This window comes from Pseudanabaena sp. FACHB-2040 (genome assembly GCF_014696715.1).
GTDB lineage: Bacteria > Cyanobacteriota > Cyanobacteriia > Phormidesmidales > Phormidesmidaceae > JACVSF01.
Window position 1 is genome coordinate 54,251 of the sequence record NZ_JACJQO010000014.1, and the last position, 13,290, is coordinate 67,540.

12 protein-coding genes and 1 pseudogene are annotated in these 13,290 nt (G+C 52.2%); 9 read left to right on the forward strand and 4 right to left on the reverse strand.

The features are described 5' to 3' along the window. Window positions 1–315: 315 nt before the first annotated feature. The 3 genes from H6G13_RS17300 to H6G13_RS17310 all read left to right on the forward strand — a co-directional run bounded on the left by H6G13_RS17300 (window position 316) and on the right by H6G13_RS17310 (window position 4,169). A complete protein-coding gene (locus H6G13_RS17300) occupies window positions 316–2,607 on the forward strand; it encodes a caspase family protein (protein WP_190485028.1) in 2,292 nt (763 codons plus the stop codon). A 211-nt stretch (window positions 2,608–2,818) separates the two neighbouring features. Continuing rightward, on the forward strand, window positions 2,819–3,040 hold the full coding sequence (locus tag H6G13_RS17305; RefSeq protein ID WP_190485030.1) for a LuxR C-terminal-related transcriptional regulator: 222 nt from the start codon (window positions 2,819–2,821) through the stop codon (window positions 3,038–3,040). Window positions 3,041–3,152: 112 nt separating this feature from the next. Beyond that, window positions 3,153–4,169, forward strand: coding sequence for a hypothetical protein (locus H6G13_RS17310; RefSeq protein ID WP_190485032.1), 1,017 nt, complete (start codon window positions 3,153–3,155; stop codon window positions 4,167–4,169). 642 nt (window positions 4,170–4,811) lie between these two features. On the opposite strand, the gene H6G13_RS17315 is transcribed toward H6G13_RS17310, so the two are convergent. From H6G13_RS17315 to H6G13_RS17325, 3 genes are all read right to left on the reverse strand, one after another. Further along, the gene (locus H6G13_RS17315) at window positions 4,812–5,777 is read right to left on the reverse strand and encodes a nuclear transport factor 2 family protein (RefSeq protein ID WP_190485034.1); all 966 of its coding nucleotides are present in this window, start codon (window positions 5,775–5,777) and stop codon (window positions 4,812–4,814) included. A gap of 72 nt (window positions 5,778–5,849) precedes the next feature. Then, complete coding sequence (locus H6G13_RS17320) at window positions 5,850–6,554, reverse strand: SDR family oxidoreductase (protein ID WP_190485036.1); 705 nt, start codon at window positions 6,552–6,554, stop codon at window positions 5,850–5,852. A gap of 24 nt (window positions 6,555–6,578) precedes the next feature. After that, entirely contained in the window at window positions 6,579–7,547 is a 969-nt protein-coding gene (locus tag H6G13_RS17325; RefSeq protein ID WP_190485038.1) for an alpha/beta hydrolase, read from the reverse strand. A 341-nt stretch (window positions 7,548–7,888) separates the two neighbouring features. Between H6G13_RS17325 and H6G13_RS17330 the strand changes: the two genes are divergently transcribed. The 6 genes from H6G13_RS17330 (at window position 7,889) to H6G13_RS17355 (ending at window position 12,870) form a co-directional block, all read left to right on the forward strand. Then, window positions 7,889–8,293 carry a hypothetical protein gene (locus tag H6G13_RS17330; RefSeq protein ID WP_190485040.1) on the forward strand — a complete coding sequence of 135 codons (405 nt, stop codon included), beginning with the start codon at window positions 7,889–7,891 and terminating at the stop codon, window positions 8,291–8,293. 27 nt (window positions 8,294–8,320) lie between these two features. Beyond that, window positions 8,321–8,875, forward strand: coding sequence for an AraC family transcriptional regulator (locus tag H6G13_RS17335; RefSeq protein ID WP_190485042.1), 555 nt, complete (start codon window positions 8,321–8,323; stop codon window positions 8,873–8,875). Window positions 8,876–9,139: 264 nt separating this feature from the next. Beyond that, window positions 9,140–9,811 carry a glutathione S-transferase gene (locus H6G13_RS17340; RefSeq protein ID WP_190485044.1) on the forward strand — a complete coding sequence of 224 codons (672 nt, stop codon included), beginning with the start codon at window positions 9,140–9,142 and terminating at the stop codon, window positions 9,809–9,811. Window positions 9,812–9,829: 18 nt separating this feature from the next. Next, window positions 9,830–9,979: an AraC family transcriptional regulator N-terminal domain-containing protein gene (locus H6G13_RS29515; RefSeq protein ID WP_347277499.1), complete on the forward strand. Its 150-nt coding sequence runs from the start codon at window positions 9,830–9,832 to the stop codon at window positions 9,977–9,979. Between the two features lie 201 nt (window positions 9,980–10,180). Then, entirely contained in the window at window positions 10,181–11,527 is a 1,347-nt protein-coding gene (locus tag H6G13_RS17350) for an erythromycin esterase family protein (protein ID WP_190485046.1), read from the forward strand. A 209-nt stretch (window positions 11,528–11,736) separates the two neighbouring features. Further along, window positions 11,737–12,870 carry an SDR family oxidoreductase gene (locus H6G13_RS17355; protein ID WP_199305980.1) on the forward strand — a complete coding sequence of 378 codons (1,134 nt, stop codon included), beginning with the start codon at window positions 11,737–11,739 and terminating at the stop codon, window positions 12,868–12,870. Window positions 12,871–13,189: 319 nt separating this feature from the next. Here H6G13_RS17355 and H6G13_RS17360 read toward each other — a convergent pair. Further along, window positions 13,190–13,290: pseudogene (locus H6G13_RS17360) on the reverse strand (IS1 family transposase); the annotation flags it as partial.

Genomic DNA, 13,290 nt, shown 5'->3' on the forward strand with positions numbered 1-13,290 from the left:
TGCCGGAGTACTAGCGTTGCTGCGTGAGTGTCATCATCCCCTATGGCTAAGCCTTGAGGACTTATTCACGGCCCCTTCCCCGTCAGGCTGCATCAAAGATCGGCCCGTTGGCTCCACTGCCATTCCCTATGACAGCTAAATCGTAGACGTGGGAATTCTGCAGCGCTCTAGGCTGAGGAATAGGGGGTGGCTGAGGCTTTCAAGCTGCCTTAAGTTTTGAGAGTGAATAAGTTGCCGCCTGCTAGATGTATGGGACAGTACGAGCACAAGTTGTGGCTCACCTTGCTGTTTCTCGCTATCTGAGGAGTTCTGACCATGCCCAGCATCAAGCGTCGTCAGTTTCTGCAGTTTGCCGGGTCGGCCTTGGCCGCAGCTGGTTTGAGCCAGCTCGATGTGCGGCGGCAGGCCGACCGCTATGGCCGAGCCCTAGCCCAGAGCCCGTCTCGTAAGCTGGCGCTGCTGGTGGGAATTAATGAGTATCCGGCTGAAGTCACCTCTTTGCGGGGCTGCTTAAACGATGTGCGGATGCAGCGGGAACTGCTGGTGCACCGATTTGGCTTTAGCCCAAACGATATTTTGATCTTGACGGATGCGGCAGCTACCCGCCAGAACATCCTCGATGCTTTTGAGTCGCATCTGATTGCTCAGGCGCAGCCAGGAGATGGGGTGGTATTTCACTTTTCAGGGCATGGCTCGCTGGTGAGAGACCCTGACCCCATTGCTTTGCCAGAGGGGGCAGGCTATGACGGGGTCGAGGGCTATAACGGTACCATGCTGCCCTACGATGCCCGAACCAATACTCGTGATAGCCAGGTCAACGACATCATGGGCAAGACCTTATTTCTACTGATGTCGGCGCTCAAGACCGACCAGGTCACGGTGATGCTAGATAGCTGCCACTCGGGAGGGGGCACCCGAGGGGACTTGCTCGTCCGGGCGGTTGAGTCACGGGTAGGGCTCGGAGAAGCAGGCCCTAGTGATGAAGAAATTGCCGCTCAGGAAAAGTGGATGACGCATCTGGGATGGTCGCCCCGTGAGCTGAAAGAGCGGCGTACTCGCGGCATTGCCAAAGGGGTTGCCCTGGGATCGGCTCAGGCCAATCAGCTAGCGGCAGACGCTTCCTTTGGGGCTGCGGGGCCGGGGCAGTTCTATGCTGGGGCGTTTACCTATGCGCTTACCCGCTACCTCTGGCAGCAGCCGGGTAGTTTGCCCCTAGAGCGAGTCTTTGTCGATCTGGCGCGAAGTACGCGGGATGTGGCCAATAGTGCCCGCATTGTGCAATCGCCCATCTATGAGATTGAACCCGGCCGCAACTATGATCAAGAGCCGCTATATTTCAGCCGCCCCCAGGTTCCGGCGGCAGAGGCGGTGATCTTAGGCACTGAAAATGGGGAGGTCAGGTTTTGGCTGGGAGGCGTTTCATCTCAAAGTTTGGATGCCTTTGAGTCAGGAGCGATTTTTTCAATTACCGATGCCAATGGTAATGAGACGGGCCAGATTGAGCAAACTCGGCGCGTGGGTTTAGAAGGCTATGGGGTTTTGAAGGGCGCACGCTCTGTTCCTCAAGCCGGAATGCTGCTGCGCGAGCGAGTGCGGGGCGTTCCGGCTGATTTGACCCTGCGAGTAGGCTTAAATCCTTCCCTAGGCTCAGACCTCGTGGAAGCGCGATCGCAACTTGCCCGATTCAACCGGATCGAACCTGTCGCCGTGAATGGGGAAAATAGCCCTCACTACCTGCTGGGACGGATGACCGAAGCAGGGCGTGCGATCGCAACCGCTGAAGCTGTCCGGAATGTGGGTGAGATCGGCAGCATTGGTTTGTTCACGCCGGGGCTAGTGGCCATTCGCGATAGCTTTGGAGAACCCAATGAGCCCATTGCTGCCGGCATCGAGCGGCTCAATGCCCCGCTCAAGCTGCTGCTTGCCGGACGGGTGCTGCGCTCTGTCCTCAACAGCGATACTTCTAATCTCAGCGTCAATGTGGCCGTACAGCCTGTAGATAGTGCGGTAGCAGTGGGACGCAGTGCCAGCCGAGGCAGCCAGGAGGGTTTAGTGGCCCAGCGTCTCGATGGCCCTGTGCGAGAGTTGAGGTCGGGCACAGAAATTGTGGTGAATGTCACCAATGCCGAGGATCGCAACCTCTATATCGGCATTCTGGCCATCGGGGGATCTGGCCGGATCACGGTGCTGCATCCTACTGACTGGGATGCCCCCGAAAGCGAGTCTCTTTTAGAGCCGGGGCAATCGGTGATGATTCCCCGTCAGGAACTGAGTCGCGATCGCAACCGCAACTACTGCGCCGACCCCAGCGAAGCCTTTCACCTGTGTCTCAGCAGCTCTGGTTATGCTGAGATCTTGACCATTGCCAGCACCAGCCCCTTGCGGGATGCCCTGCGTGGCCTGCAGCAAATCGCTGAGGAAAATCAAACTCGCAGCGGCAACCCTATCGGGTTGCAAAACGATGAACCTGTAGACGTAGTCGAAAACCTGCTAGGCGATATTGACCGCAACACACGGGGAGACGTTGAAGTTCGAGGTGGGGCGCGAGGGGTAGATACTACCAAACTTGCCGCCCTGTCTACCCTGGTTCGCATCGTGGCAGACTGAGACATTCTGCTCGCTTCCCTGTCGGCACAGGGCTGCCATTCTAGTAGAACCGCTGGGGCTGGTAGAGAAGGATCTGCTGAGCTCTTGCAAATTCAAAAGGATGCGATCGCCTCTTTCGTGACTTTCGTCAGGGTCCGTCAGAGAAATTTTAATAGATGATAGAAAGATGAATTAGCCCTGACTGAGACATTGAAGACAAGAAGGGTTGACAATGAGTTATAACCTTCAGAATGTGCAATTTAGAGACCGCGAGCTTGAAGTTCTAAATCTGATTGCACAAGGCTTCAACAATCGCGACATTGTGAATCATCTTTTTATTTCAGAAGGAACCGTCAAGAACCACATTACTCGAATCTTAGGTGAACTTGGCGTTTCCAGCCGGCTTCAAGCAGCTCTATGGGCACAACAGACATTGCAAGAGTTGGGGGATTGATATAACTAAAATAATTCCTGACGTGGAAACTTGGGCATCCCATGTTGTTTCCTGTCACTCTTGTCTTATTTATAAGACTTACACATATTAATAGTTTAGATTTTTTCTGCACATGCTGAATAACTTGAAACGTATTGCGCCTGCAATCGGACTATTCCTTCTCTCGCCTCTAATCGCAGAATTTCTGCTGGGTAATATATCAATTGACCTGCTGCTCACTGCTGGACCGTTTGTTGCGCTGGGGTATGGCACTGGGGCACTTTTGATCCGCGAAGTTACGCGCCGCACGAACCGAGGCTGGCGGACAATGATCTTGCTTGGATTAGCATATGCCGTGTTTCTAGAAGGACTCGTCAATCAAACGTTATTCAACCCCTCGATTTTTGGCTTGAACCTGCTGGATACCGCTTATATTCCCGCAATCGGCATGGGTGCGTGGTGGACGCTGATGGTCCTGACCTTACACACTGTTTGGAGTATGAGTGTGTCGATCGCACTGGTTGAAACCTTAGTTCCCAACCGAAGAACGACCCCCTGGTTAGGCAAAGCTGGTTTAGCAGTCACGACCCTTCTGTTTTTCTTGGGTGCAGCGCTAGGTTTCGTCGCCTTTTATTTCCAGGAACGTTTTCTAGCCTCTCCCCCACAGTTGATTGGAAGCTTGATCGCGATTGTCGCCATCGTCGTTTTTGCCTTTAAGGTTCGTCCCTATCTGCGATCACAGATCACACGCAGAGCACCGAGTCCGAGAGTTGTGGGTCTAGTTTCACTGCTCACGTCGAGTGTGTTTATGGCATCCAATTTAGTGGTTGATTTCGTCCCTGGCTGGGCACTCGTCGGGATGTACCTTGTTCTATATATTCTGATGATCAAACTCGTCTCTTATTGGTCGCGATCGCAAGAGTGGGGGAATGCACATCAGCTAGCACTTGCAGGTGGAGCACTGCTGACTTATGCCTGGTATGGCTTCCCTCAACTTCCGACTATTGGTTCCAAGGGTGTTGTTGATCTCATCGGTAACGGAATATTCGCAATCGGCGCGTGCGTTTTACTCGCGATCATCAATCGCACCGTGCATCAGACAGATCAACGTGCGTCAGACCAATCAAATCACGATAGTTCCTTGAATTGATGGCCAACTCTACAATTTTAAGGTGGTAGATAAGATGATTAAGTACAAAAGCAATTGCTCAACTGGATTGACTGTTCTCAACTGATAAAGAAGGATGGTAAGCTTTTGCCATGACAGACCTACCGCCGCTAGAAGGCCTCGACTCAGAGGAAAAAGACGCTCTCAGCCGAGGCTTGTGGTAAGAGCTGCAAGCCTTACTGGTTGTTAGTAGTCATTGCCAAATTGACCCCTGCTTCATCGACAAACACCAGATTGCGTGGGTCAATTGTAAAACTCCAATCTCGGTAGTCAAAGCGTAGTTGTACTACGCAAGGAGTCAGTTGCTCACTGCCAATGAGCGTTCTTTTTTGACGCTCAGGTTGAGGTACTGTACGGTTCGATGCATCGTTGTAACGCTTACCCCTTCGGCTTAATATCTCCGCTTTCGCGGTAGCGGCGCAGCAGGTCTCGAACAAAGGAGAGGCTCACTTTGAAGCGCTGGGTCAGTTCACGTTGCGAGCCTTCATTGACTTAGTAGGCAGCCACGATACGTTGGCGCAAATCAGTCGAGTATGGGGTGTGCACACAGTGTAGGAATATCTTCACCTCCCTCTACTATGGTTTACTCAACCGCAAGTTACTGTATTGCAGGGTTTTCCTACGCTATCGGTTAGATGGGGAGTTACCAAAATTTTCTCCTTCCTCTAGGCCAAAGGCGTACTTAAACACAATGGGGTCGTAGTACTCTCGAAATAGGACGATTTTGCCGTCTACGACGTGGAACAAGCCGCCGTAGCGCTGATCGTAGGTTCGACCCGTGGGCACAATCTCAACGACTCCGTGCCACTCAGCAAATACCATTGTTGGGTCCTGCATAGGATAGAACACAAGTTCACGGGTAAAATTTGCTTGGCCGCTGGTTTCAGGCCAGCCAGCGTAGTGCCGAATTAGGTTCTCTCTGCCCTCAACGCGTCTGGGAAACCCTTCGGGGGAATAGGGCATATCTTGCACTGCATCTTCTGCCCAGACCTGGGCAAACGCTTCCATGTCCTTGTTCTCAAGACTTGTGAGAAAGTTGCGTACAGCCTGCTCGGTTTGCTGCCGCTGAAGGTAGCTGACGGGATCTGTCGCAACCCTGGCCGCAGCAGCGTCAAGCAGTGTGCGATCGCCCGACTCGTTTTCAAGATTAAAGGCCATTTCCGTCACCTGCCAGCCTGCTTCTTCTTTAGCCAGACGGTAGACATACTGACCCGATACCTGCCAGTAACTGTCTCCAAGGTAATGGATGGCAACAACATCAGCGATTGTCGTGGCAGTGCTGCCGTTCACCTCTACCTGAACATTTGAGAGACTGTGGCGGGTTTGATCGAAGCCGGGCAAAACGTTAGCCCAGGCAGTCATAAGGCTTTCAGGCGTGTGAGTCTGCGCGGCTCCACCAAAGAGGGAGGTGTAGTCGATCTGCACCTCATCGGCATAGAGGGCCTCTAGGCTCTCAAAATTTTCCTGGTCGGCCAAGGTGGCAATGCTTTCTACCAAGACTGTAATAGCAGCCTGTTCTATTTCGGTTTGGGCAAACGCGGGAGCAGGGGCTAGGGCCATAATGAGCGCTCCAACAACAACAGATTTCATTGCAAACTTGCCTAGATAGGTTGACTTAAAGATTTGAATGCGAACTGAACAGTGAGCGTTTTTCTTTTGGGTTTACCAGGCTACAGGGCGACCGTCACGGAAGAAGCCTCCGGTGGGGCCGCCCTCCGGCAGCAGGGCAGCCCAGAGCACGCTAGCAGCGCCCTCTGCAACGGGGCGACCACCGCTTCCGCCCATATCGGTGGCGACCCAGCCGGGGCAAACAGCATTTACCAAAATCCCTGAGGACTGCAAGTTGATCGCCAGCATGCGAGTCAGCGCATTGAGGGCTACCTTGGACACGCTGTAGGCAGGGGTACTGCCGCCCATGTCCTGAAGCGATCCGGCCCCGCTTGAGACGTTAACAATGCGGCCATGGGGGCTGTGCTTGAGCAGGGGAATGAAGGCTTGGGAGGTGCGCCAGGGGCCAAAGGTGTTGGTCTCAAGGGCCTCTTGCACTACTGCCAGGTCAGCCGTTGCGGCTGTCTGCCAGGTGTCGTAGAGAATGCCGGCATTGTTGATGAGAATATCCAGGCGACCGTGAGCCTGCTCTATTTGGCTGACAACCTGCTCGATGTCCTGCGGGCGGGTAACGTCGAGCTGGCAGGGTATGATGCTGAGCCCTTCGGCTGCTAGGGCTTGGGCTGCGGCGCGGCCTTTCTCTAGATCACGCGCACCCAGGTAAACGGTGATTCCCTTTTGGGCTAGCTGACGGGCGACTTCTAGGCCAATACCGCGATTAGCACCTGTGACCAGGGCAATGGGAGCGTTTTCTGTCATGACGGACTCCTTTCTGAACCGGCCTTACTGCAAAGTTTGACGGAAATGGTCAGTTACCAAATCAACGGCATTGCTAACCAGATCAGGCTGGTCGTAGTAGTCCATTTGAAAGCCCTCAATCCACTGCATGGATTTAGGCGCATCGACGCTGGCATAGAAGGCTTTGGCATTGTCAGGTATAGCCATTTGATCACCGTGCACCATAAAGTACGGCACGTCAATTCCATCGGCGGCAGCCAGCGCATCAAAAGTCAGCCAGCCCTCCCAGGCCATGACGGGAAATCGGTTGTCGTACTGGGAAATCGCCCCCCGATCAGGGCTGGTGTAGTAAAAACTGGGGTCGGCCCAGCGCATGGCAGCCAGATCAATGGTTTCATCATTGGTAGCAGCTATCGTGTATTCCACGGTGCCCTCGGCTGTATAAAGGGCAGCGGCTTGCTGACTGGCGGCAATCAGTCGATCGTAGCGATCAGGAGTGTAGAGGGCTCTGGCCGTTTCAGCGTCGTGCAGCCAGGCGGCGACGGTGGCAAAGGACTGTAGAGGGGCACCTTGTGCGATCGCATGTGCCATGTAGCCAGCCGAAGCACAAATCGCCAGACCCCCTATCTGCTCATCTGCCACCTCAGGCAGCGTTGGCATAAACGTGGCTGCCGCCTGGATATCCTCAATTTTCATCGCAGGGCTCTCCAGCGCCCGGATTGCCCCTTCACTCTCGCCAAAATTGCGAAAGTCAAATGCCAGTGCTGCAAAGCCGCGATCGGCCAGCTCCTCTGCATAGAGCCCCGACATCTGCTCTTTAACGGAGGTCCAAGAGCCGGTCACGACAATGCCCGGTAGCTCTTGCCCAGCGGTATAATTATCCGGCAGGTACAGGTTGCCCACCAGCGTCTCACCCTGGCTTTCGAAGGTGACTTGTCTGACTTGGGCAGCTTCAGCAGTGGCGGCTATGAGGATTGCGGTGGATGCGATCGCAGCACTAAGCAAGTATTTCATGGAGTGTCTCCCTATAGAATTCAAAATTCGCTTCTAAACTGAGTGCAAACTGTTTTAGTGGCTAGATTCAACCATAGCGTTGTGCCTTTCAGCGCCTGACAAGAACTACTATCGAGGAAATCTGCAAACGGATCTTGTATTTACTTGCTAAATCTTGGTAGAAAATTGCTCACGGGTCTGTTGAGAGTTAAATTGATCGCTTGAACCCAGTAGATGTAGCCACTCCTGCGGCAGTTTTGCTGCTGACAACGCCTTTTACCTTCTCCTGCAATTCCTAAGGGATGCTGCCTTAGCAGCCATGAGGCGCTTTTAACCTGACCTGAGTCGCTATTTGAACCGCCATGCAAAGCCAGATTGCCTTTGTCGATAGCCAGACTCTAAAGCCCAACCCGGATGTCAACGCGGGCCGTATTCTGGTGTCGAGCAAAGACTTGCCCTGGGAAGGGATATACCTCGAAAAAGGCGAAAACGAAGGATTTACGCCCCAAGATGTCACCGTCACTCAGCACTACTTCGCTATGAACACTGGCCCAGCCTTCGAGTGGGAGTGGAAAGACGGCAAGACATTCAAAACTCACCGTTATGAAACTGGCGACCTATGGATTAACCCAGCAGGCATTCCGTTCTCCCACCGCATTGGTACTTACAATCAGTTTGCGCTGCTAACGCTTGACCCGGCTAAGATCGCTGATGCTCTAGCTGACCATCCTCTAGTTGAGCGCCAGGTATTCAGGCGGCAGCACTAAGCTCAAGACAAGCACATTCAGGTCTTAATGCAGGCGCTGCTGATCGAAGCTGAAAGCGGCGGCCCCAACGGTAGGCTCTACGGGGATACGCTCACTACCGCGCTGGCGGCGCACTTTGTAAATCACTACAGTACCGCTAGCCCGCTCGATTTTAGCTCCCTTAAGATCATTGACCGGCAACGGCTGGGCAGTGTGGTTGACTATATCGAAGCTCACCTGAGCGAGGATATCGGCCTTAGCGATCTGGCGTTGGAGGCGGGTCTGAGCAAATTTCACTTTTCTCGGTTGTTTAAAGCGGCAACTGGGCTCACGCCCCACAAGTACCTGCTGAAACGCCGCATTGAACACGCTGCCCAGGCCTTACAAAAAAGAGCAATGACTCTTTCTGAAGCCAGCTATCTGTTTGGCTTTACCGATCAGTCCCACTTTACCCGCGTATTTAAGCAGGTTAAGGGCATGACGCCAAAGCAGTTTGTGGGCATTTATCCGGATACAGGCTCTAACTCGAAGGCCTCACAGCAAACCGAAGCAGATTTTGCCCGTATTCACGCACGGCACACCACAGGAGGTAAGCGACTATAAAAGCCCTTGTCATGTAGCAGCATGCCTGGGCATGGTTGCGATCGCAATACTGCTGACCCCCTCCACAATGACGCTGGCCTTGGCTTAACCCTATACGTGCTTAGGCAGCTGTTAGTCAATAACCGCTTGGCAATAATGGTGGATAGAATATGGCAATAGAGCGTGTTCTAACTTAAATAGGTAGTTTAAGATTCAAATTCTTTAGTGTAAGAATTTAGCATGCTAGATACATCACAGCAGACATAGAACGAGTAGAGCAATTTGATGATTACTGTTCATCACCTGAATAATTCTCGCTCCCAGCGCATTTTGTGGTTGTTGGAAGAGCTGGGGCTGGAATATGACATAAAGTATTATGAACGTGACCCCGAAACGCTGCTAGCACCAGTATCTCTGCGTCAGGTTCATCCCCTTGGTAAATCGCCAGTTGTCACTGATGGAACAATGACTTTAGCGGAGTCTGGAGCCATCATTGAATATTTGGTCGATCAGTACGGTGGCGAACAATTGGCACCGCCCTCAGGAACCCCAGAGAGGTGGCGCTACCTCTACTGGTTACATTACGCTGAAGGATCAGCCATGCCACCTTTGCTGCTAAAGCTGGTCTTCGATCGCATTGAGCAGCAACCCGTACCCTTTTTCGTTAAACCAATTGTGGAGCAGATCGCAAGCCGGACTAAGCGTGCTTTCATTGGCCCTCAGATCGCGCTACACCTCAATTACTTAGAAGCAGAATTAGAGAAAAGTCCTTGGTTTGCAGGCAATGATTTCACAGCTGCTGATATACAGATGAGTTTTCCAATTGAGGCAGCTGCTGCACGGGCAGGTTTGGATAATAGTCGCCCAATGTTGACTAATTTCCTTGAGCGCATTCACGCCCGCCCAGCTTATCAGCGAGCATTAAAGCAAGGCGGTGCCTATCAGCTTGTAGGCTAGCTTTAGATATAAAAGTTTTTGAGAAATCATCTGCATACTACCTATATTCAGTACGACCGGATGCATTATCTGCTGGCTACGGTCGTACTGTCGGTTGCCAGCCAAATTCTGGAAGCGTCCAAAGCGCAACCATACTTTCAAGGTTCTCGTAGCGAAGCTGCTGAATAAATACTGGACAGACCAAAACTGCCTGTGTGAAGCTTAAGAACTCTACAAATGAATCTGTCTCCAACGCTGGAGGAAAAGATGGGTTCAGATATTTAGGCTAGTTGCGTAAGGCGTCATAGCGGAGAGCGCGCAAGCAGATGATTGCGCTTGAACAGTGCGTGATTCCTCAAACTCTACTGAATGTGGGTAGTTGAAGAAACGATGCCAGACACCACAGTCACAGACATTGCTCATGCTGTACGGCAGGTAGCTTATCCGCTAGTGGGCGCAACCTCCGATTACGAGCCTTTGATGGATTTAGTTGGGGATGCTCGTTTAGTTTTACTTGGCGAAGCAACTCATGGAACTCATGAGTTTTATGAACAGCGTGCAGAGATTACTAAACGGTTGATTCAAGAGAAAGGTTTTGCGGCTGTGGCTGTAGAGGCAGATTTTCCCGATGGCTATCGGGTGAATCGCTTTGTCCAAAGTTCTAGCGGGGATCTAGCCCCAGAAGAAGCTCTTGAAGGACTACGACAGTTTCCTGGCTGGATGTGGCGGAACACAGATGTCGTAAATTTTGTGGGCTGGTTACGCCAGTACAACGATACTTTATCCTCAGGCGGGTCTAAGGTTGGCTTTTATGGGCTGGATCTTTACAGCATGTATACCTCCATCGGCGAGGTGCTCAAGTATTTAGATCGGGTTGATCCGGAGGCCGCTCAACGAGCCCGCGATCGCTATGCTTGCTTTGAGTATTTTGAGGGAGATTCCCAGGAGTACGGATACATCGCCAGCCTTGACGCAGAGGAGTCGTGTCGAGATGAAACTGTGAATCAACTGTTGGAACTGCAACAGCAGACAGCAAAGTATTTCCAGCGCGATAGTCAAACAGCAGCGAATGAGTTCTTCTATGCAGAACAAAACGCACGTTTGGTGAAAAACGCAGAGGAGTACTACCGCTCGATGTTTCAAGGGCGAGTTGATTCGTGGAACGTGCGCGATCGACACATGGCGGAAACGCTTGAGCAATTAATGGCTCATCTAGGCCGTCAAGGCATGTCAAATAAAATAGTCGTTTGGGAACATAACTCTCACATAGGAGATGCCCGGGCAACCGATATGGGGCAAATAGGAGAGTGGAATGTGGGTCAGCTGGTGCGTGAACGCCACGGGAAAGAGGCTGTTCTAGTTGGTTTTACTACCTACACCGGAACTGTAACGGCAGCATCGAACTGGGGTGAACCTTCACAGGTCAAACAGGTACAGCCAGCACTGCCTGATAGTTATGAGGCTTTATTTCACAGCACAGAATTGCCCTGTTTTTTGCTGAATTTGCGAAGTAATAACCAAGCCGTTGCCGCACTGAGACAGAAGCGGCTGGAGCGGGCAATTGGGGTAATTTATCGTCCTACCGCTGAGCGGCAGAGCCACTACTTCTATGCCTGCTTGCCAGATCAGTTTGATGCCATCATCCACATTGATGAGACGCAGGCAGTGGAACCCCTTGATCGCGGTTCTCCCCAGGAAACGGGGGAAGCACCCGAAACATTTCCTTCAGCTCTCTAGCCGCAATTGCTGACTTCAGTTGGCTTCAGTTGTTACTTTGGCTACTAAGCTTCTCTATCAAAAATTTGCCTATTGATTGAGGCAGTCTCTCCTTATGAAGGAGAAACCATCATTTAGCACTGCCTACAGTGAAGGTCACACTATAGGAGGCGGGGGATGAACATCAACTATCAGAGTCTACTCGGGCTGATAACTGTTGCGATGCACTTTTGCCCGGCTTCATCTGGTTAGATCGCCGCACGCGCGAAGAGGGTTACGACCTGCAAGGCAAGATCATCTTGATGACAGGGGGCTCGCGCGGGTTAGGGCTGGTCATGGCCCGCCAGCTGGTTGAGGCCGGTGCTCGGTTAGCAATTTGTGCGCGAGATGAGGCAGAACTGGAGCGGGCGCAAACCGAACTAGAGCAGCAAGGCGGAGACATTTTTGCCTTGACCTGCGACGTGACGGATCAGGCTCAGGTTGAGCAGATGGTGCAGCAGGTCCGGGAACGCTTTGGGGCCATCGATATTTTGATTAACAATGCCGGAGCTGACATCGTAGGTCCATTGGAAAACCTGACAATGCAGGATTATGACGACCTGATGCAGCTACATTTTTGGGCACCGCTCTACACAACCTATGCCGTTTTGCCAGAGATGCGCGATCGCAAGGCTGGACGCATCGTCAATATCTCATCTATTGGGGGCAAGGTTGTATCGCCGCACATGGTGGCCTACTGCGCCAGCAAATTCGCCCTAGTTGGGCTGTCAGAAGGAATGAGAACTGAGCTGGCAAGCACAGGCATTGCCGTTACCACCGTTTGCCCTGGCTTCATTCGCACGGGCGTAGTCGACCACGCCATCTTTAAGGGGCAGCATCGCAAAGAGTTTGCCTGGTTCAGCATCAGTGATTCGCTACCCTTGGTCTCCGCCAGCGCAGAAAAGGTTGCTCGGGCAACGATTGCTGGGTTACGTCGGGGTGCTGCGGAAGTTGTTGTACCGTTTCCAACCTTGCTCACCGCCCGGTTCTACGGTCTGTTCCCAGGTATAACGACCAATTTACTCAGCTGGATGAACCGACTACTACCGGGACCCGGTGGAATCGGTCAAGAGCGGGCGTTTGGCAAAGACAGCCACTCATCCTGGTCACCCTCTTGGTTTACTTATTTGAGCAATCGCGCTGCCCAAAGGAACAATGAACTGCCGGTCCATGAGCCCAAGACCACGCCTGAAGTTAAGCAGGTTGACACCTATAGGCAACAGCCAGATGGACAGCCTGCAAATGATGAGGTTCCTGCCGTTGAGCCTATTGCTGTAGCTGAAGTTGAACAGGTCGACCTTGAGTCGGAACAACCGGCTGCCTAAGTCGCGGTGGGCGCAGATCCACCGCAGCGCCGATGTAAGTGTAAATTTCGAGGTTCCAGCTTTTGGTCGAATTGCCCAAAAGCTGAAAACTTTGAGTTGTTTGTGAAAGTTCAATGAAGTGATGGTCGCAGATGTTAACATCTGTTGAACTTTTCGTAGTCTGGTAAAACTATAGCAATCACAGGCTATTTGTAGATAGGGGAATGAGAACCACGCCCCTGCACCCCGTTACATCTCATTCAGAATTGCTATATCAAAAGGAGTTGTAATGGCGAGATCATCAAGACATTCCTTTTTGGGTAGTGATGAATAGTAATGGTTAAGAACGCAAAGAGGCATTGTAATGATGCACAAAATACCAAATTGCACCAACGTGGTTACTCAACTTTTTGGAGAACGACAAGGTCTTACGAACTAAGC